We start from the raw sequence: 19511 nt of genomic DNA, 5'->3' as shown, positions 1-19511 counted from the left end.
CTTACTTTCCCAGCACCTTGCTCCCTTCCCGCACCTTCGCCACTTTCGCCCGAATTTCCTCTGAGCCTAGGTTGTGTACGCTACCTAGGTGCGTGGTGTGGAAGTCTTTGTGCGGCACGTAGCTGCCATCGTTCACGGCCCGCCCTACCTGCTGATACGCTTCGCGGAACGGCGTACCCGATTGGATCAGCTGGTTGATGTTCTCCACCGAGAAAATGCCGTCGTACTTGTCTTGGTCTACCAAGTTTGGCTTGATCTTCAGCTCCGGCAGCGCGAAAAGCAGCATATCCAGAATGTCGCGGAACTGCATCATCGGCTCGAAGAGTATTTCCTTGAGCAGCTGAAAGTCGCGATGGTAGCCGCTGGGTAAGTTGTTGGTAGCAAGGATGATGGTGTTCGGCAGCGCTTGGAGCGTGTTGCAGCGGCCCCGGATCAGCTCGAACACATCCGGGTTCTTCTTGTGGGGCATGATGCTGGAGCCTGTCGTGAAGGCGGCCGGCAACTCCACGAAAGCTAGGTCCTGGCTGTTGTAGAGCACGAGGTCGTAGGCTAGCTTCGAGAGGGTGCCGGCAATGCCGGCAATGGCAAAGGCCACCGTTTTCTCCGTCTTGCCGCGCAACATCTGTGCACCGACGGAGCTCACGGCTAGGTTGCCGAAGTGCATTTCTTGGGTCGTCAGCTTGCGGTCGATGGGGAAGCTGCTGCCGAAGCCGGCCCCCGAACCTAGGGGGTTTTGGTCGGCTACGGTGTGGGCGGCTTCAAACAGGGCAATATCCAGTAGCAAGTGCTCGGCGTAAGCCGAAAACCACAAGCCGAAGCTGCTCGGCATAGCGGCCTGAAAGTGCGTGTAGCCGGGCATCAAATCGGCTTTGTGGGCTTCTGCTTTTTGCAGCAGTACCTCCACCAGCGCCACAATCTGAGCAGCAGTTTGCTTGGTGTAGTCTTTCAGAAACAGCTGAATAGCCGTCAGCACCTGGTCGTTGCGGGAGCGGGCGGTGTGGATCTTCTTGCCGGCGTCGCCAAACTTCTCGGTCAGGTAGTACTCAATCTTGGAGTGCACGTCCTCGAAGCTAGGTTCGATGGTGAAGCTGCCGTCGGCTAGCTGCGCTTCCAGCTCACCCAAGCCTTGCTGAAGCTGCTGGTTTTCCTCCTCAGAAAGCAGGCCTACTTTCGCCAGCATCTTGGCCTGTGCCTTCGAGGCCAGCACGTCGAACTTAGCCAAGTATAGGTCTAGCTCCCGGTCTTTGCCAACGGTGAACTGTTCAATCTTCTCATCGACGGCAATGCCTTTCTCCCAGATTTTCATGCGTATAGAATAGCGCGCGAAGCTTGGATGTCGCGCATCGTTGAACAAATGTAGCGCGAACCACAAGAACGACTGTAGCGCAAACAACAGAACGTCGTAGCGCGAAGCTCCCGCTTCGCGCGTCGTTGAACGAAAATCGTCAGAACGAACCAGCACCCATCGTTCAACGCGGCGCGAAGCGGGAGCTTCGCGCTACGACGTTCCTGTGGTTCGCGCTACAGAGCTAGCCCATCCAGCAAACGGATATAGTCGTTGATCCCGCCACGAATCTCGCTCAGGTAGATATACTCATCTGGCGTGTGTGAGCGGGCTGAGTCTCCGGGGCCAATTTTTACCGTCGGGAAGCTCATCATGGATTGATCCGAAAGGGTGGCCGAGCCGAAGGTGTTTTTCCCTAGCTGTATGCCTTTCTGCACAAACGGATGCTCCAGCGCGATGCGCGACGAGTTCAGGTGCGTCGAGCGCGGCGTCACGTCCGACTGCACGTTTTCGCGCACGAGCTGCACTACTTCTTCATTCGAGTAGAACTCGTTGGTGCGCACGTCCACCACAAACTGGCAACGGTCGGGCACCACGTTGTGCTGGGTGCCAGCCTGAATTTGGGTCACCGTCATCTTCACCGGACCTAGCATCGGTGAGACTTCCGGAAACTGATGGTTTTGAATCCACTGAATATCGGCAACGGCTTTATACAAAGCATTTTCGCCTTCGTTGCGAGCAGCGTGGCCGGTTTTGCCGTGGGCCACGCAGTCGAGCACGACTAGGCCTTTTTCGGCAATAGCTAGGTCCATCTGGGTCGGCTCGCCTACGATACCTAGGTCAATTTCCGGCAGTAGCGGTAGCAAGCGCCGAATGCCATTCGCCCCCGAAACTTCCTCCTCCGCCGTGATGGCGCAGATCAGGTTGAAGGCTTGTAGGTGTTGCTCAAAGTACAGGAACGTCGCGAGCAAACTTACCGCCGAAGCGCCTGCATCGTTGCTACCTAGGCCGGTGAGCTTATCATCTTCCACGGTAGCGCCGAACGGGTCGTAGGTCCAGCTAGCGCCGGGCTTTACTGTGTCGTGGTGGGAGTTGAGCAAGATGGTCGGGCGGCCTTCCACCCAGTTTTGCGATACAGCCCACACGTTGTTGGCGTCGCGGAAGACGTTGGCTTGGTGGCTTTGCAGAAAGTCGTAGAGTAGCGCCGCCGTTTGATTTTCCTCTCGAGAAAAAGATTGCGTCTTAATTAGCTGAATCAGAAGCTGAATAGCTTCTTCCGAAAGCTGCGAAGCTAGCTCCGACATAGCACCGTTTTGATAGGCTCGTTGATCTTCATGGCGTGCTCTATTACCACGCGCTCCACGCCGGCTTCTAGCGCGGCAAAAGCATTTTCCATCTTCGGCAACATACCGGCAGCAATGACGCCGTTGGCCTTTAACTCTTGGTACTGCGTGGGCGTAATCTGCGGAATTACCGATTGATCATCCTGCACATCGGCTAGCACGCCGTTTTTTTCAAAGCAGAAATGCAGCTCCACTTCATATTGCGAAGCTAGGGCCTTCGCCACGGAGCTAGCTATGGTATCCGCGTTGGTGTTGAGTAACTGGCCTTGGCCGTCGTGGGTGATGGCGCAGAAGACGGGTGTGAGGTCTTGTTGCAGCAGTTGGTGAATCAAATTGGCGTCGACGCTTTGGTCGTTCAAGTCGCCGACGAAGCCGTAGTCTACTTCCCGCACCGGGCGCTTGGAAGCCCGAATCACGTTGCCATCGGCACCCGACAAACCTAAGGCATTGACCTGCTGCTGTTGCAGCAACGCCACAATCTGCTTGTTGGTCTTGCCGGCGTAGAACATCGTCACGATGTCGAGGGTCGCGGCGTCGGTGATGCGGCGGCCGTTGATCATACGGGGCTCGATGCCAAGGGCTTGCAGCATGTCGCTGGCGCCTTTGCCGCCGCCGTGCACCAGGATCTTTTTGCCCGTTATTTTCGAAAGCTCCGTTACAAACTGACCTAGCTGCGCGCTGTCGTCAATGATGCCGCCGCCAATCTTGAATACTTTCAGAAGTTCTCTCATTGACTGTTTATAAATATCGCCGTGTAGAGACGCAACATTTTGCGTCTCGTCGTTGCTGATGCTGTTTTTTATGCTGCTACCGTTTTGTTCAGCGCCAAGTTGTTCAACGACGAGACGCAAAATTTTGCGTCTCTACAAGTCAAAACCTAGGTCACAAATGAACTGTGATTTCAGAAATGTGTTTGGATAGTGCAAAGGTCTTATACCTATAATAAGATCAAACCCCGAATAATGTAAGCACCCGCACAAAGACGCTCGTACGACAGTTTGGACAGTGATTTGCACGTAATCGAGATGTGTAAAACCTAGATACACCAGGCTGATTGTCAGCGGCGGAAGCAACACTGCATCATACGCCACGTAAAGCCAAGGGGTAGCGACGTTTCTCCACCCGACGCAAGCGGTGCCGCAGTTACCAAATCGTGACGAATAACACTTTTTCAATCAGCCAACCCGTTTATAATCAGTTGGTTGAATAGTGTCGGCGCGTAACTTGCCCCTCACGGAAGCTTGCAATATCCCCCAAGGTTTCTATGTTTGCAAAAAATATCCGCATGTGGACTGCCCGTATTGGTCAGTCGCTGCGCAAAAGATCCAAACGGACAATGACTCGACGACGGGTGTAGACGCTGTAAATCTGCTGGTAATGGCACTGGTGCCTAGCCGGCCCGGCCATGTTTTAGCCGGATTTAAGCCTCTGCCGGACCCTAGGCCACTCGCCTCGCCCCGGCTGCCACACATGCTTCGAGAGAAGCGGCTCACCGTTCCCGCAATTCCTTTGCTTTTCGAGACAACTGCCTACCCGGTAGGTACTTCTATTGCCGTCCCCATGACTTTACGTGTCGCCACTTTCGCCGACATTCAATATGTCGACACCTTGTGCCAATGGTATGTGGAATCAGCCAAAGCACGTGGTACGGGTATCGCCAAGCGCGACCCCAACTATCTAATCAAGAAGATTCAGAATAGCGACGCCATCATTGCATTCGTCGATGATGAGCTAGCGGGCTTTTGCTACATTGAGACGTTCGAGGACAACAAGTTCGTTGTGAACTCGGGCCTCATCGTGAGCACCGAAGTGCGCAAGGAAGGCCTAGGCCGCGCCATCAAAAACGAAGTCTTCAAGCTTTCCCGCACCAAATACCCCGCCGCCAAGATTTTCGGTATCACGACCAGCGCCGCCGTGATGAAAATCAACTCGGAGCTAGGATACCGCCCTGTAACCTTCCCGGAGCTGACGCAGAGCGACGACTTTTGGAAAGGCTGCATGAGCTGTAAAAACTATCACATTCTGCAAGAAAACGACCGCAAAATGTGCCTGTGCACCGGCATGGTGTACGACAACCTGAACGACAAGTACGCGCAGAAACCCCAAGCAACCATCAATTTCATCGAAGAACCCCAAAAGCACTAATGAAAAAGGTAGTTCTCGCCTACAGTGGCGGATTGGATACATCCTATTGTGTCGTGTATCTGACGAAAGAACTGGGCCTGGAAGTCCATACGGTTATCGTCAACTCGGGCGGCTTTTCGGAAGAAGAGCTAGCCGCTATTGAAAAACGTGCGTACGAGCTCGGCTCGGCACGACATGAAGTAATCGACGTTACCGAGCGCTTCTATCAAGAGTGCTTACGCTACTTGCTGGCGGGGAATATTCTGAAGAACGATACATACCCGCTGAGCGTCAGCGCCGAACGCATGTTCCAATCGTTGGCGCTGGCTGAGTACGCCCGCGAAAACAACGCCGACTACATCGCCCACGGCAGCACCGGCGCTGGCAACGACCAAGTGCGTTTCGACGTGGCTTTCTCCGTGATTTCGCCCAACACCGAAATCATCACGCCCATCCGCGACCTAGGTCTGTCACGCCAAGCTGAGATTGAGTACCTGCAAAAGAACGGCGTGGAGATGAGCTGGGAAAAAGCTAAGTACTCCATCAACAAGGGTATCTGGGGCACCAGTGTAGGCGGCGTCGAAACGCTGACTTCCAACAAAGGTCTGCCCGAAACGGCGTGGCCCACCCAGCTGAGTGAGTCTGAGCCGCAGGACATCGAAATCACCTTTGAGAAAGGTGAGCCGGTGGCCTTGAACGGCGAGCAGATGAACCCGGTAGCCTTGATCCAAGCGCTGAATGACCTAGCGGGCAAGTACGCCATCGGCCGCGACACGCACGTGGGCGACACCATCCTAGGTATCAAAGGCCGCGTAGGCTTCGAAGCGCCCGCGCCGTTGATCCTGATCAAAGGTCACCACTTGCTGGAGAAGCACACATCGTCGCGCTGGCAGCTGCTGCACAAAGACTACATCGCCAACTGGTACGGCACGTTGCTACATGAGGCCCAGTACCTCGACCCCGTGATGCGCGACATGGAAGCTTTCCTTGCGTCGTCGCAGGAGCGTGTGTCGGGCACGGTGTACGTGACCTTGAAACCCTATCGTTTTGAGCTGCAAGGTATTTCGTCGCCTTACGACATGATGCAGTCGAAAGTGGCTACCTACGGCGAGGAGAACAACGCTTGGGATTCGCGCGACGCCAAAGGCTTCATCAAGATTTTCAGCAACCAACTTCGGATTCACGGCAGCTTCGATGGACAAAATTAAGGTCGGTATTGTCGGCGGCGCGGGCTACACAGCCGGCGAGCTGATCCGCATCTTGCTGCACCATCCGAGCGCTGAAATCATCTCTATCGTTAGCTCCTCGAACGCCGGCAACCCGGTGTTCCAGGTGCACGACGACTTGGTGGGCGAAACTGACCTAGCTTTTAGCTCGGAGCTCAGCGGCGCGGAAGATGTAGTGTTTCTCTGCCTAGGGCATGGCAACTCGAAGGCTTTTCTGGAGAAAACCAACTTGCCGGAGTCGACGAAAGTCATTGACTTGAGCAACGACTTCCGCCTGAATGCCGATAAACAGTTCGGCGGCCGTGCCTTCGTGTACGGCTTGCCGGAGCTGAACAAAGCGGAAATCCAGCAGGCGCAGAACATTGCTAACCCTGGTTGCTTCGCTTCGGCCATTCAGCTAGCCTTGCTGCCCCTCGCAGCCGCTGGCAAGCTCACGAACGACGTGCACATCTCGGCCATCACCGGCTCGACTGGCGCTGGTCGGGAGCTGACGGAAACGACTGGCTTTACCTGGCGCACGAATAACATCTCCATCTATAAGCCCTTCAAGCACCAGCACTTGGGCGAAATAGGAGAGAGCCTTGAACAGCTACACCCTAGCTCCGATATTGAGGTAAACTTCATCCCGTACCGCGGAAATTTCACGCGTGGTATTTTCGCCTCGGTGTACACCAAAGCCGACCTGACCCAGGACGAAGCCCGGCAGTTATACAAAGACTACTACGCCACGGCGCCGTTCACGACGGTGTCGGACAAGGAGATACACTTAAAGCAGGTGGTGAACACCAATAAGTGCCTGCTGCACGTGCAAAAGTTTGGTTCGCAAGTGCTTATCACGTCGGCCATTGATAACTTGGTAAAGGGAGCCTCGGGCCAAGCCATTCAGAACATGAATCTGCTGTTCGGCCGACCCGAGCAGGAGGGATTGGGATTGAAAGCTAGCCTTTGGTAATTATCTAGGCGGTCATGCTGAGCTTGTCGAAGCATCTCTCCCGAACAGTACTACATGGAAGCAAATGAAAAGCTCGGAATTAATAGAATAATTAATTCCGAGCTTGTAGTTCAGCATTTTGGTTATTGGCCAAGATTTCATGATGCAACGCTCGAAAGAATAACCTTTGAGGTTCATTCACACAAAACCAGCGTCACATTTTCAATAGCAACAGCCGAGTTTACACACGAAGTTGATGAGCAAGGTCATTACAAGTTGTTTAAACCTTGCACCATTGAACTACAGTTCGATAATGTGAGAAACACAGCTTTAGTGTTTGACCATGTTCTTGTTTTCTTCGACGTTGTTTTTGAAGAAAGGGATGATGCAATAGATTGTTCTTTTTCTTCTTCTGCTGGTTCGCATACGATAGTTGCAGAACAGGTAACAGTTTTAAGCCTAATTCCAACGGCACGGTAGAGATGCTTCGGCAAGCTCAGCATGACGTTCTTTTGAGTAAGTATTTCCTTAAGATGCTACTAGCCTAGTAGCTAACAGCTAAGAGAAAATGGAGCTTTTCAACGTTTATCCGCTCAACGACATCACTCCGGTGCGGGCCCTAGGTGCGCAGCTGTGGGATGATAAGGGTCAGCAGTACCTGGACTTCTACGGCGGCCACGCGGTGATTTCCATCGGGCACAGCCACCCGCACTACGTGCAGCGCCTTACGGAGCAGGTGCAGAAAATCGGCTTCTACTCCAACTCGGTGCATATCCCAATTCAGCGCGAACTGGCGCAGAAGCTAGGGGAGGTGGCGGGCTACCCCGACTACACGTTGTTTCTGTGCAACTCGGGCGCGGAGGCCAATGAGAATGCGCTGAAGCTAGCTTCGTTCCACACCGGCAAGAGCCACGTTATTGCGTTCAAAGGTTCTTTCCACGGCCGTACCTCCGGCGCGGTAGCCGCTACCGACAATCCGAAAATTGTAGCGCCGTTCAACGCAAATCACTCCATTTCCTTCCTGCCGTACGATTTGGAGGAAGTGGAGCGCTTGATACAGGAGAAGCCGACGTGCGCCGTTATCATCGAGCCGATTCAAGGCGTAGGCGGCATCATCATGCCGTCGGATGAGTTCTTGCAAGGGCTGGATGAGCTGTGCCGCGCCAATGGCGTGGTGCTGATTGCCGATGAAGTGCAGTGCGGCTACGGCCGTAGCGGCAAGTTCTTCGCGCACCAACATGCGGGTATCAAGCCAGGCATCATCTCGGTGGCGAAGGGCATGGGCAATGGCTTCCCCATCGGCGGCATCCTAATTTCGCCGGAGTTCAAGGCGTCGTACGGCTTGCTCGGTACTACCTTCGGTGGCAACCACCTAGCTTGCGCGGCTGCGGTGGCAGTGCTGGAAGTTATTGAGCAAGAAAACCTTTTGGAGCACGCCAGCCAAATGGGCGAGTACTTGAAGCAAGAACTGCTAGCCAACGGCGACGCGCAGGAAGTACGCGGCCGTGGCCTGATGGTCGGCTTGAAGTACGACTTCCCCATCAAGAACGTGCGCGACCAACTGCTGACGGAGCACCACATTTTCGTGGGTAATGCTTCTGACCCGACGGTACTGCGTTTGCTGCCGCCACTCAACATCAAGAAGGAAGAAATCGACCAGTTTTTGCAGGCGCTGTACACCTTAGTTGCCGCAGAAGCAGAAGCCAAAACGGCGTAGAACGATAACTCCCTTCCTCAGATGAGGAGGGGAGTTATCGTTTTAGCCCTAGCTTTGTGGCGCTAATTTTTGCAAGCAACGACCACGGGGACCTCCCCAATTCAGCCAATATAACATTGACTAAGCAAGTGAAGCTAGTGCTGGAAGACGGCACCGAAATCCAGGGTAAATCCTTTGGGGCTTTCACCTCGGCCGCGGGCGAAGTGGTATTTAGCACGGCCATGACCGGCTACCCCGAAAACCTCACGGATCCTTCCTTTAAAGGCCAGATCCTAGTGCTGACCTACCCCATGGTAGGCAACTACGGCGTGCCCGGCGAGGAGCTCTACGAGTACGTGTCGAAGGTGTTTGAATCGGATAAGATTCACATCAGCGGCCTGGTAATCAATTACTACTCCGAGGAGCATAGCCACTGGAACTCTGCCAAAAGCCTAGGTGACTGGCTGGCTGAGTACAACATCCCCGGTATCTACGACATCGACACGCGCCTGCTGACCAAGAAGCTGCGCGAGAAGGGCGCTATGCTCGGCAAAATTGTAGCCGCCGATGACATCGAGATGCACGACCCCAACCAAGACAACTTGGTAGACGCCGTGAGCATCCCGGAAGTGCAGCGCTACGGCACGGGCAAGCACAAAATCGTGCTCGTGGACTGCGGCACCAAGTCGAACATCATCCGTTGCCTGCTCCAGCGCGACGTGGAGCTTATCCGCGTGCCGTGGGACTACGACTTCAACAGCATTGACTACGACGGCCTGTTCCTGAGCAATGGCCCTGGCGACCCGAAAACCTGCGAGCCCACCATCAGCCACCTGAAAACGGCGTATGGTACGGAGAAGCCTATTTTCGGCATTTGCCTAGGTAACCAGCTCATGGGCCTAGCAGCCGGCGGCGATACTTTCAAGCTGAAGTACGGTCACCGCAGCCACAACCAGCCGGTGTTGCTCTCGGGCACGAAGCAGTGCTACATCACCTCCCAAAACCACGGCTTCGCGCTGGACACCAAAGGCTTGCCAGAAGAGTGGGAGATGTTATTCGAGAATCTGAACGACGGCACCTGCGAAGGCATCAAGCATAAGTCGAAGCCGTTCTTCTCAGTACAGTTCCACCCCGAAGCCGCCGGCGGCCCCGAGGACACGGAGTTTCTGTTCGACCAATTCTTAGACTTGGTAGAGAAGCACAAGGCTGAGCAAGGCAGCTAGGTTTTAGCACACCAGCGCTCCTGAACGTCATGCTGAGCTTGCTGAAGTATCTCTACCGCTTCGTTGTCAAAATAAAGCTGCCCGGTTGATTAATAACCTCTGATAATGGGGCCTTTACTCGAAGATTTACATGATGCCACATTGGTACATGTCAATTTCACTTGGGAAACTGGAGTGGTAGATTTTCACTTGCGAACCTACTTGAACCCAAGCTTTCTGTTGAGGATAACCAAGGTAACTTCATTCCACGCAACTAGAGACTTTGAATGGGGCCCAAGCAGCCAGGTAAATACCGTTATAACTTCTGAAAAAACGGTAGTTATTGAGATGCAGAGTGGCGACATTATTAGAATCATAGGACATGTCGTTGTGCTGCCGGAGCAGTAAATATGCTTCAGCAAGCTCAGCATGACGTGCTAACTTTGGCCACTCCAACGCAACGCTCTTATGCCCGCAAAAAGTAGAAGTTTGCAAAACTGGTGGGTGCTACTATTCGGCGCTCTGGCTTTTGCGACGTTCTACTTTGTCAAGAACATGGGCCAGCGGACGCTCATGAAAGCGGTGCTAGGTGAGCCAGCTGATTTGGTTACCGCCGCCATGAGTTCGGCTAGAGTTTCTCCTCGGATAACCAACCGCACCGGTAGAATAACCGCGAAAAACTTCAAGGTGGAGAATCTTAGCGCCAAAAAAGACTCTCTCGTCTTCCGATTTCTTCTGGAAGGCGAGCGGTCTACCGCAAACATCAAACTCTGGATGTCCATGCAGCCGTCTGGCGAATGGAAAATAGTAAAAAGCGACACTCTCTTTACCAAGTAAAAACTTCACCTGCCCACGTAAGCAATAGGCTGTAGCCAACCCGGCGCGGCTGCTTTTTAACACGACTACCCTGCTAGTCTGTTACTTAACCACAAGAATGAACAAACCCAACAAAGTTCTGGTCCTCGGCTCGGGCGCCCTCAAAATCGGCGAAGCCGGCGAGTTCGATTATTCTGGTTCGCAGGCGCTAAAGGCGCTGAAGGAAGAAGGCATCCGCACCATCCTGATCAACCCGAACATTGCCACCGTGCAAACGTCGGACGACATCGCCGACGACGTGTACTTCCTTCCGGTGACGCCTTACTTCGTGGAGCGCGTCATTCAGAAGGAAAAGCCCGATGGCATCTTCGTTGCGTTTGGTGGCCAAACGGCCCTGAACTGCGCTGTGGCCCTGTACCGCGACGGCATCTTCGAAAAGTACGGCGTGAAGGTGCTCGGAACACCTGTGCAGTCCATCATCGACACTGAGGACCGCGACATCTTCAAGGCAAAGCTCGACCAGATCGGTGTACTCACCGCCCGTAGCGAAGCCGTAAACTCAGTAGAAGATGCGCTGGCAGCCGGCAACCGTATCGGCTTCCCGCTGATTATCCGCTCGGCCTTTGCGCTTGGTGGCCTAGGTAGCGGCTTTGCCTACAACGAGGATGAGCTACGCGTGCTAGCCGCGAAAGCTTTCTCGACTTCCGACCAGATCTTGGTGGAAGAGTCATTGAAGGGTTGGAAGGAAGTGGAGTACGAAGTAGTGCGTGATGCGTTTGATAACTGCATCACCGTCTGCAACATGGAGAACTTCGACCCCATCGGTATTCACACCGGGGAGAGCATCGTGGTGGCGCCGTCGCAGACGTTGAGCAACCGTGAGTATCATAAGCTGCGCAGCATCGGCATCAAGACCATTCGCCACCTAGGTATTGTGGGCGAGTGCAACATTCAGTACGCCCTCGACCCGCACTCCGAGGAGTACCGCGTGATTGAGGTGAATGCGCGTTTGTCGCGCTCTTCGGCACTGGCGTCGAAGGCAACGGGTTACCCGCTGGCTTTCGTAGCCGCCAAGCTGAGCCTAGGGTACTCACTGGCTGAGCTGAAAAATAGCGTGACCCAGACGACCTCGGCCTACTTCGAGCCGGCCCTCGACTACCTCGTGGTGAAACTGCCGCGCTGGGACCTAGGTAAGTTCTCGGGCGTGCAGCGGCAGATTGGCTCGGCTATGAAGAGCGTGGGTGAGGTGATGGCCATTGGTAAGTCGTTCGAGGAAGCCATTCAGAAAGGCTTGCGCATGCTGGACACCGGCAAGCGCGGCTTTGTAGGCAACGAAACGGAGCAACTCGACAACGATACCATCGACCATCTGCTGAGCGAACCGAACGAGGAGCGCATCTTCGCCATTAACCTAGCTTTCGAGGCCGGCTATGACATCGAGCGGGTGCACGAGCTGACGCGCATCGACCGGTGGTTCTTGCAGCGCCTCTATGGCATCTTTGAACTAGGCAACCAGCTAGGAGGGAAGCGCAACAACGGCGGCCTAGATGCCCTCGATACTGAGACGCTACGCGAAGCCAAGAAAATGGGCTTCTCCGACCAACAGCTAGCCGTAAAGTTGCTCGGCCAGGGCGACGTAAAAACCAATGAGCTAACGGTGCGCGCCCGCCGTAAGGCCCTAGGTGTGCTGCCCGTAGTAAAGCAAATTGACACGCTTGCCGCCGAATTCCCGGCCCAGACCAACTATCTGTATACCACCTACCACGGCACCGAAAACGACCTAGAGCCGGAAACCGACAAGTCGGTGGTGGTGCTAGGTTCGGGCGTGTACCGTATTGGTTCGTCGGTTGAGTTCGACTGGTGCGGCGTGAATGCCGTGCAAACCGTGGCAGAAGAAGGCTACAAGTCCATCATTATCAACTACAACCCCGAAACCGTTTCGACGGACTACGACGTGAGCGACCGTCTCTACTTCGAGGAGCTGTCGTACGAGCGGGTGATGGACATCCTGGAGTTTGAGGACCCGACCGGCGTTATTCTCTCCACCGGCGGCCAAATTCCAAACAACCTCGCCACGCGCCTGGAACAAGCAAATGTGCCCATCCTAGGTACCGCCGCCGCCCAGATCGACGAGGCCGAAAACCGCCATAAGTTCTCCAGCATCATGGACGAGCTAGGTATTGCGCAGCCGCGTTGGAACGAGCTGACCACGATGGAGGCCATCTACGACTTCGTAAAAGAAGTCAACTTTCCGGTCCTGATCCGTCCCTCGTACGTGCTGTCGGGTGCGGCCATGAACGTGGTGTCGAATCCGCAGGAGTTGGAGGAATACCTAAAGCTAGCCGTGGCTGTTAGCGCCGAGTACCCGGTAGTGGTGTCGGAGTTTATCCAGGAAGCCAAGGAAATCGAGCTGGATGCCGTAGCCGACAAGGGCGACATCGTGTCGTACGCCATTTCTGAGCACGTGGAGTTTGCCGGCGTGCACTCCGGCGACGCTACCATGTACTACCCGCCGCAGCGCGTATACGTGGGCACGGTGCGCAAGCTCAAGGTCATTGCCGAGAAGATTGCCAGGCGCTTCCAGATCAGCGGGCCGTTCAACATTCAGTTCCTGGAGAAAAACGGCGAAATTCGCGTTATTGAGTGTAACCTGCGCGCCTCGCGTAGCTTCCCGTTCGTATCCAAAGTGTCGGGCAACAACCTAATCAAGAAAGCCACGAAAGTGCTGCTTGGCATTCATGTGGAGCGCGACGCGAGCGAGCTGGTGTATGACCTGCCCTTTGTGGGCGTGAAGGCCTCGCAGTTCTCCTTTACCCGCCTGCAAGGCGCTGACCCGGTGCTGCGCGTGGATATGACCTCTACCGGCGAAGTGGGCTGCCTAGGCGACACGGCCGAGGAGGCGCTACTCAAGTCGTTGCTGTCGGTGGGCTACCGCATCCCGAAGAAGTCGGTGCTGATTTCTAGCGGCCCCATCATCTCCAAGGTCGCCTTGCTCGGCGCTGCCCGGTTGCTGGTGCAGAATGATTACACCCTCTACGCCACCCATGGCACGCACCTCTTCTTCACCGAAAATGGTGTGCCTAGTACCCTGGTCTACTGGCCCGACGAACTCCAGGAGCCCAATGCCCTGACCTACCTGCGCGAGAAGAAGATTGACCTGGTCATCAACATCCCGAAGAACCTGACCAAGGGCGAGCTGGACAACGACTACAAAATCCGCCGCACCGCCGTCGACTTCAACATCCCGCTCATCACCAACGCCCGCCTAGCCAAAGCCTTCATTAAGGCCTTCTGTACGCTGAAGATGGAAGACCTGAGCATCAAAAGCTGGAAGGAGTTCAAGGCGCAAGCGGTAAGTGTAGAAGCGTAGTAGAACGCTCGCAGGCTAGAACATCTTAATAAGAACGTCATGTTGAGCGAGAGCTTGGCATGACGTTCTTTCTTTAGAGCCTTCGTTTTATGACTCTGTATCTTTCCAGCTTAGAACTTACAGCACGTGCACACCTAGGTAAGGAAGTCGAACAATGGCTTTCGTACTACCGTGAAGCAGACTATACAGTAATAAGATGGCTAGTTATTTACAAATATGAAGGCCAGTTCACAGTAGCCTATCATGAATCGTTCGATGAGGGCGACGAAGGTTTCCATGATGTATATGAGTTCTACGCGCTGAACCCTGATAATGATACTACTCACTCGTTTGACTCAGTAGAAGAAGCTGTGGCTTTTGCTATTGAAAACTATGGCGCTGCTGCGGATAGGTTTGTCGCAGGGGGTATGATTCAGGAGGAATATGCTAAGTATGTGAGAGCTAGTAGACAGTCATGAGAACTTATAAAGAACCCGAGCCGAGAAGTCACGCAAGTTGGTGTAACGACCTAGGTCTTGTTTGTAAGGGGAAAGGCTGCTACACTAATCAGGTGCTCACCTATGATGAGTTTTGCTTTCTGCCTGATACAATACTGGTTAAAGCGAAGGAAGCTCCTCTCTATGGTTTCTGGCGGAAATATGGAGACGTTTATGGTGAACCACGAACAGTAAAAGAATGGCTTGAAGATTTGACCTTGCAAATTGTTGAGCCCTTAACGGAACAAGACAAGCAGGACTGCCATCTCTTTCTAGGCTATGATGAGTTTTGGATATGGAGCAGCGGTAAAATTGCACTCTGATCTTGGCCGCGTACTTTTGCCCTACCGCACGGTTATTCCACCTCACCACACGGCTACCTCCTGAAAAGGTGAAGCCCTAACTGGTGGAACAGCTAGGGCTTCGAGAAGTAGGTGGAAGAAGCACCTAACTTCTTGTCGCAATGAGAAGAAAACGTGCGTCGAAGGTAAAACGAAAAGTTAACCTTCACAAACCTATACCACTAGCGCCTGAAAATGGTTTCCGCTGGTGGTGGCTGGTTCAGGAACTGGTACGGGCGGTGCTTACCGCCGCGGCCCGGCACTGGATAGGCTAGGGTTGCAAGGGGCTGGGCCAAGCGGCTCAGCCCCTTGTTTTTCGTTTATACCGTACTTGCGCGTAAATACATTCTCTCATGAAAAAATTCACCTCGTTCGCCGACGTTCCCGACTACAAAGCTCTGCTAAGCAAGGCGCTAGAGATTAAGCAGAACCCTTACAGCTATCAGCATCTGGGCAAGAACAAGACCGTCGGGCTGATCTTCTTCAATCCTAGCTTGCGTACGCGCCTGAGCTCCATCAAGGCTGCCTACAACCTAGGTGCCCAAGCCTGGGTGCTCAACGCCGGCGCTGACTCCTGGACGCTGGAAATGAACGATGGCGCCGTGATGAACGGCTCCACGCAGGAGCATATCAAGGAAGCCATTGCCGTGATGAGTCAGTACTGCGATGTGCTAGGCGTGCGCACCTTCCCCGGCCTAAAAGACCGCGACGAAGACTACAATGAGGTGACGTTCAACAAGATTCTGAAGTACGCCACGGTGCCCGTTATCAGCTTGGAAAGCGCGACGCTGCACCCGCTACAGTCGTTCGCTGACCTAATTACGGTGGCCGAAACCAAAAAAACCGAGCGCGTGAAAGTGGTCCTGACTTGGGCTCCGCACGTGCGCGCCTTGCCCCAGTGCGTGCCCAACTCCTTCGCTGACTGGTTCTCAGAAGTCGATTGGGTCGATTTCGTTATCACCCACCCCGAGGGCTACGAGCTAGCCGAGCAGTTCACCAAAGGCGCCCGCATCGAGTACGACCAGAAGAAAGCCCTAGAAGGCGCTGACTACGTGTACGCCAAGAACTGGAGCAGCTACCGCGACTATGGCCAAGTAATCAGCCAAGACCCTAGCTGGATGGTAGACGCGCAGCATATGTCGTTGACCAACAACGGCAAGTTCATTCACTGCCTCCCCGTGCGCCGCAACGTAGAAGTCGGTGATGCTGTGCTGGATTCACCTAACTCACTGGTGATACAGGAAGCCGGCAACCGCGTCTTCTCTATGCAGACCGTGCTGCACGAGATGCTCGGCGGTGAGATGGTGAAATAGTGGAATGGTGAGTTAGTGAGCTTTCTGTTTTACTTGCACAGGTAGTATAAGTAGAACGACAAACTCACTAACTCACCATTCCACCATCTCACCTTACAGCGGATCGGCAGTTACTTTAAAACGGGAATCCGAACGGATCGTGATGTCTTTGCTGATGAGCTTGGCAACGCTTGCTTTCGTGGTGAGTGTGTAGCTGCTAGCTTTGATGTAGCTATCGAGCTTAGCGCCGGTGGGCTTCAGAGTGATAGTTTGCGCACCCTTAGGGATGTCGCTCAAGGAGGCTAGCAGAATCTGGTCGTTCGAGCTCGTGCTGATGTAGATTTCGATATTGCTTAAGAAATCGAAGTTCTCCGTGTTGGGGTCCGCAATGGTGAGCGTGAGCTTGCTGAGACTCACATCTTTTACCAAATCGGCGCTGGTGTTATTGTTCGCAAACTTTTGGCTCGACTGCGTTGGTACCGCTACAGGCGAAAGCATGTTGAGACCAAGCGGGGAACTAGCGGCCACCTTAATGTTTTCTGTGTCGTCGATGTAGAAGGTGAGCAGTTGATCGATTTTCTTGCAGCTTACCGCAAGTAATAAGGCGAAAACGGAAGTGAGTAACAGGATTTTTCTCATGTGAGTGGATTTTGCAGACGTACGAAGCTCGATAACCAAATAGTTTGCCGAGTTATATAGTCCGTTCAAAATCCTTATTTATGCGCTGATTATGAGGATTCAAGTAAACGCAACAAGCACATAAGCTGACGTAAAAAGCTAGGTCTTGCTCAATCCATCAGGTCGGCGGAGCGTGGTGGATCTGGTACGAAGTCAGGGTTCCAACTCATTGCGTACCGCTCATCAAGGTAAGGCAGCGCCGCTTCCGTGAGGTACAAAGGCCGAAATGTATCGACCATCACGGCTAGCTCGTGCGTTTCCTTTTTGCCGAGGCTAGCTTCTACGGTGCCGGGGTGCGGCCCGTGTGGAATGCCGCTTGGGTGTACCGTGAACGAAGCTAGGTCCACGCCGCGCCGCGACATGAAGTTGCCGGCCACGTAGTACAGCACCTCGTCGGAATCAACGTTGGAGTGATTGTACGGCGCTGGAATGCTCAGCGGATGGTAGTCAAATAACCGCGGCACGAAGGAGCAGATGACGAAGTTATGACCCTCAAACGTCTGATGCACGGGTGGCGGCTGGTGCAGGCGACCCGTAATCGGCTCGAAATCATGGATGCTGAAGGCATACGGATAGAAGTAGCCGTCCCAACCCACCACGTCGAACGGCGAGTGGCCGTAGGTGAGCTGGTGCAGGTAGCCTTCCTTCTTGACCTGAAGTAAGTATTCGCCCGAGGCTTGTTCATCGTCGGATACTAGTTCATACGGCGGCCGCAAATCTCGTTCGCAATACGGCGAATGTTCCAGCAGCTGCCCAAAATGGTTGCGGTAGCGCCGGCACGTTTCCACGGGGCTGAACGACTCAATGATCAGCAGGCGCACTGGTCCTTCCTCGAAGTGTAGCTGGTGGATGATCGTGCGCGGAATCACGACATAGTCGCCTGGCTCGAAGCTGACTTTACCGAGCTGACTCCAGAGCTGGCCCCGGCCTTCGTGCACGAAAATGACTTCGTCAGCTAAGGCGTTCTTGTAGTAATACGTCATCTGCTTTTCCGACGGATTGCAGATGCTCATCGTCACGTCGGCGTTGGCAATCAAGGTCTGGCGCGCCTGGAGGTAGTCGCCGCCGGTGGTGGTCTGGTCCAGGGTACGCAGGTGGCTAGGTTGCAGCGGCCGGTCGCGCAGCAGCTTCGGGCCGTACGGGATTGGTTGGCCTACAGACTTAATCTGAGTTGGTGGGTGCCGGTGGTATAGCAGCGACGATACGCCGTGAAAACCTAGGGTTCCCACGAGTTGCTCCGAGTACAAGGAGCCGTCGGGTTGGCGGAACTGGGTGTGCCGCTTGCGCGGAATCTGGCCGAGGCGGTGATAGTACGACATGGGTGGGTGGGGTGAGGATGGTAAGCAAAGATTATAATTTCTCAAACGAATAGCGCGACTTACGTAAGCCAGCCCGCTATTCGGCAAAGCTTTGTGTCGCTGAGGGGTAGAAGATAAATCTTTGTGAACCACCCGCCGTACCTTTGAGGGTCGCTTAGAATTCCTCTAGTGGAACGGGCCTGTTGGCGATATCGGGTGCAGACGGTCTCCCTGATTGAGACAGGCGAAACCAAACCTCGCGCTCATGCAAACACCCTTTTGGTTTTTACGCCGCGCCCCCCGCCGGGCAGTGGCTGGCTTGTGTCTTATCGGCAGCCTGCTAGGTCTCGGCACGGTTGCGCAAGCCCAACGTCCTGCGCTGGCCGCACCCGCTACCCGAGCCTTCTCCTTCGAATACACCGCAACGGTGCACGACGTGCCAGCTGGTGCGAAAGAGGCAAACTTGTGGCTGCCGGTGCCGCATTCCGATAAGTCGCAGGATATTAAAGATCTGAAAATCACGTCCTCTTACCCGTACGAGGTGGTGAAAGGAGAATACGGGAATCAGATTCTGCATCTCAAAGTCAGCAATCCGCCGCAAACGCCGATTGCCGTGACGATGCGTTTTGACGCCGTGCGCCGCGAGCACAAGAACCCCCTGCTCAGCGGTGCCAAGAATCAGAAGCTAGCTTCGGAGGAGCAGGACCCCAACATGCAGCGCTGGCTCACCGACGACCGCCTCGTGCCGCTCGACGCTAAAGTGAAGCAATGGGCCACGGAAGTAGTAACCAAAGCCAACGCTAAAACTGACCTGGAAAAAGCGCAAGCTATTTACAACCACGTCGTTTCGACGGTGAAATACGACAAAACCGGCCAAGGCTGGGGCCGTGGTGATATCTACTACGCCTGCGATGCCCGTCGCGGTAACTGCACCGATTTCCACGCCATTTTCATCGGCTACTGCCGGAGCCTAGGTATTCCGGCCCGCTTCAGTATCGGCTTTCCGCTGCCGCCTGAGCGTGGTGCCGGCGAAATCAAAGGCTATCATTGCTGGGCCGAGTTTTACACGAAAGAAACCGGCTGGGTGCCTATCGATGCATCAGAAGCGGCCAAAAACCCGGATAAGCGTAAGTACTTCTTCGGCGCCCACGATGAGAACCGCGTCGAGTTCACCCGCGGCCGCGATTTAGTGCTCAGCCCACCGCAGAAAGGCGAACCGCTGAACTACTTCATCTACCCTTATGCCGAAGTGGATGGGCAGCCCTTCACGAATGTTGATAAGAAGTTTACTTATAAGGATGCGGATAAACAGGCAGTAGGGCTGCGCTAAACCTAGGTATTTCAATGGCTTAATAACTTAAGTTGCGGCGTTGGTAAGCTAGCCCCGGCGGGGCGGCATATCGGTAGAACCTAGCTTGTAAGAAATGATCAAG

General features: G+C 54.3%; 17 protein-coding genes. 12 read left to right on the top strand and 5 right to left on the bottom strand.

Features of this window, described 5'->3' with window-relative positions:
• Nucleotide 1 precedes the first annotated feature (1 nt).
• From argH to argB, 3 genes are all read right to left on the bottom strand, one after another.
• The gene (gene argH, locus IEX74_RS04805; protein WP_188811576.1) at nt 2-1306 is read right to left on the bottom strand and encodes an argininosuccinate lyase; all 1305 of its coding nucleotides are present in this window, start codon (nt 1304-1306) and stop codon (nt 2-4) included.
• A gap of 215 nt (nt 1307-1521) precedes the next feature.
• Nucleotides 1522-2589 (bottom strand): M20 family metallo-hydrolase, encoded by a 1068-nt coding sequence (locus tag IEX74_RS04800; protein WP_188811574.1) that lies wholly within the window; start codon nt 2587-2589, stop codon nt 1522-1524.
• Entirely contained in the window at nt 2577-3359 is a 783-nt protein-coding gene (argB, locus tag IEX74_RS04795) for an acetylglutamate kinase (protein WP_188811572.1), read from the bottom strand. The genes IEX74_RS04800 and argB overlap by 13 nt, the downstream gene beginning before the upstream one ends.
• An 829-nt stretch (nt 3360-4188) precedes the next feature.
• On the opposite strand from argB, the gene IEX74_RS04790 reads away from it, so the two are divergent.
• The 11 genes from IEX74_RS04790 to IEX74_RS04740 all read left to right on the top strand — a co-directional run bounded on the left by IEX74_RS04790 (nt 4189) and on the right by IEX74_RS04740 (nt 16123).
• Complete coding sequence (locus IEX74_RS04790; RefSeq protein WP_188811570.1) at nt 4189-4773, top strand: GNAT family N-acetyltransferase; 585 nt, start codon at nt 4189-4191, stop codon at nt 4771-4773.
• On the top strand, nt 4773-5960 hold the full coding sequence (gene argG, locus IEX74_RS04785) for an argininosuccinate synthase (RefSeq protein ID WP_086592223.1): 1188 nt from the start codon (nt 4773-4775) through the stop codon (nt 5958-5960). The genes IEX74_RS04790 and argG overlap by 1 nt, the downstream gene beginning before the upstream one ends.
• Complete coding sequence (gene argC, locus IEX74_RS04780; RefSeq protein WP_188811568.1) at nt 5947-6930, top strand: N-acetyl-gamma-glutamyl-phosphate reductase; 984 nt, start codon at nt 5947-5949, stop codon at nt 6928-6930. The genes argG and argC overlap by 14 nt, the downstream gene beginning before the upstream one ends.
• 54 nt (nt 6931-6984) lie before the next feature.
• Nucleotides 6985-7389 (top strand): Imm50 family immunity protein, encoded by a 405-nt coding sequence (locus tag IEX74_RS04775; protein WP_188811566.1) that lies wholly within the window; start codon nt 6985-6987, stop codon nt 7387-7389.
• A gap of 88 nt (nt 7390-7477) precedes the next feature.
• Nucleotides 7478-8626 (top strand): aspartate aminotransferase family protein, encoded by a 1149-nt coding sequence (locus tag IEX74_RS04770; RefSeq protein WP_188811564.1) that lies wholly within the window; start codon nt 7478-7480, stop codon nt 8624-8626.
• Nucleotides 8627-8742: 116 nt separating this feature from the next.
• On the top strand, nt 8743-9828 hold the full coding sequence (carA, locus tag IEX74_RS04765; protein WP_229755123.1) for a glutamine-hydrolyzing carbamoyl-phosphate synthase small subunit: 1086 nt from the start codon (nt 8743-8745) through the stop codon (nt 9826-9828).
• 447 nt (nt 9829-10275) lie between these two features.
• The gene (locus IEX74_RS04760) at nt 10276-10644 is read left to right on the top strand and encodes a hypothetical protein (RefSeq protein WP_188811562.1); all 369 of its coding nucleotides are present in this window, start codon (nt 10276-10278) and stop codon (nt 10642-10644) included.
• Between the two features lie 97 nt (nt 10645-10741).
• A complete protein-coding gene (gene carB, locus IEX74_RS04755) occupies nt 10742-13993 on the top strand; it encodes a carbamoyl-phosphate synthase (glutamine-hydrolyzing) large subunit (protein ID WP_188811560.1) in 3252 nt (1083 codons plus the stop codon).
• 89 nt (nt 13994-14082) lie between these two features.
• Nucleotides 14083-14451 (top strand): hypothetical protein, encoded by a 369-nt coding sequence (locus IEX74_RS04750; RefSeq protein ID WP_188811558.1) that lies wholly within the window; start codon nt 14083-14085, stop codon nt 14449-14451.
• Nucleotides 14448-14792, top strand: coding sequence for a hypothetical protein (locus IEX74_RS04745; protein WP_188811556.1), 345 nt, complete (start codon nt 14448-14450; stop codon nt 14790-14792). The genes IEX74_RS04750 and IEX74_RS04745 overlap by 4 nt, the downstream gene beginning before the upstream one ends.
• 371 nt (nt 14793-15163) lie before the next feature.
• The gene (locus IEX74_RS04740) at nt 15164-16123 is read left to right on the top strand and encodes an N-acetylornithine carbamoyltransferase (protein WP_188811554.1); all 960 of its coding nucleotides are present in this window, start codon (nt 15164-15166) and stop codon (nt 16121-16123) included.
• 93 nt (nt 16124-16216) lie between these two features.
• Here IEX74_RS04740 and IEX74_RS04735 read toward each other — a convergent pair whose 3' ends face one another.
• A complete protein-coding gene (locus tag IEX74_RS04735) occupies nt 16217-16741 on the bottom strand; it encodes a hypothetical protein (protein ID WP_188811552.1) in 525 nt (174 codons plus the stop codon).
• A 149-nt stretch (nt 16742-16890) separates the two neighbouring features.
• A complete protein-coding gene (locus IEX74_RS04730) occupies nt 16891-18099 on the bottom strand; it encodes a homogentisate 1,2-dioxygenase (protein WP_188811551.1) in 1209 nt (402 codons plus the stop codon).
• 244 nt (nt 18100-18343) lie between these two features.
• On the opposite strand from IEX74_RS04730, the gene IEX74_RS04725 reads away from it, so the two are divergent.
• Nucleotides 18344-19408 carry a transglutaminase-like domain-containing protein gene (locus tag IEX74_RS04725; protein WP_188811549.1) on the top strand — a complete coding sequence of 355 codons (1065 nt, stop codon included), beginning with the start codon at nt 18344-18346 and terminating at the stop codon, nt 19406-19408.
• The last annotated feature ends 103 nt before the right edge of the window (nt 19409-19511 follow it).

The sequence above is a fragment of the Hymenobacter cavernae genome (genome assembly GCF_014641455.1).
Classification (GTDB): Bacteria; Bacteroidota; Bacteroidia; order Cytophagales; family Hymenobacteraceae; genus Hymenobacter; species Hymenobacter cavernae.
The sequence above is the reverse complement of the archived record's forward strand: the minus strand, read 5'-3'. Positions and strand labels throughout refer to the sequence as shown.

Coding starts and splice junctions, on each gene's coding strand:
- argH (WP_188811576.1), bottom strand. CDS start 1,306: ATGAAAATCTGGGAGAAAGGCATTGCCGTCGATGAGAAGATTGAACAG.
- IEX74_RS04800 (WP_188811574.1), bottom strand. CDS start 2,589: ATGTCGGAGCTAGCTTCGCAGCTTTCGGAAGAAGCTATTCAGCTTCTG.
- argB (WP_188811572.1), bottom strand. CDS start 3,359: ATGAGAGAACTTCTGAAAGTATTCAAGATTGGCGGCGGCATCATTGAC.
- IEX74_RS04790 (WP_188811570.1), top strand. CDS start 4,189: ATGACTTTACGTGTCGCCACTTTCGCCGACATTCAATATGTCGACACC.
- argG (WP_086592223.1), top strand. CDS start 4,773: ATGAAAAAGGTAGTTCTCGCCTACAGTGGCGGATTGGATACATCCTAT.
- argC (WP_188811568.1), top strand. CDS start 5,947: ATGGACAAAATTAAGGTCGGTATTGTCGGCGGCGCGGGCTACACAGCC.
- IEX74_RS04775 (WP_188811566.1), top strand. CDS start 6,985: ATGGAAGCAAATGAAAAGCTCGGAATTAATAGAATAATTAATTCCGAG.
- IEX74_RS04770 (WP_188811564.1), top strand. CDS start 7,478: ATGGAGCTTTTCAACGTTTATCCGCTCAACGACATCACTCCGGTGCGG.
- IEX74_RS04760 (WP_188811562.1), top strand. CDS start 10,276: ATGCCCGCAAAAAGTAGAAGTTTGCAAAACTGGTGGGTGCTACTATTC.
- carB (WP_188811560.1), top strand. CDS start 10,742: ATGAACAAACCCAACAAAGTTCTGGTCCTCGGCTCGGGCGCCCTCAAA.
- IEX74_RS04750 (WP_188811558.1), top strand. CDS start 14,083: ATGACTCTGTATCTTTCCAGCTTAGAACTTACAGCACGTGCACACCTA.
- IEX74_RS04745 (WP_188811556.1), top strand. CDS start 14,448: ATGAGAACTTATAAAGAACCCGAGCCGAGAAGTCACGCAAGTTGGTGT.
- IEX74_RS04740 (WP_188811554.1), top strand. CDS start 15,164: ATGAAAAAATTCACCTCGTTCGCCGACGTTCCCGACTACAAAGCTCTG.
- IEX74_RS04735 (WP_188811552.1), bottom strand. CDS start 16,741: ATGAGAAAAATCCTGTTACTCACTTCCGTTTTCGCCTTATTACTTGCG.
- IEX74_RS04730 (WP_188811551.1), bottom strand. CDS start 18,099: ATGTCGTACTATCACCGCCTCGGCCAGATTCCGCGCAAGCGGCACACC.
- IEX74_RS04725 (WP_188811549.1), top strand. CDS start 18,344: ATGCAAACACCCTTTTGGTTTTTACGCCGCGCCCCCCGCCGGGCAGTG.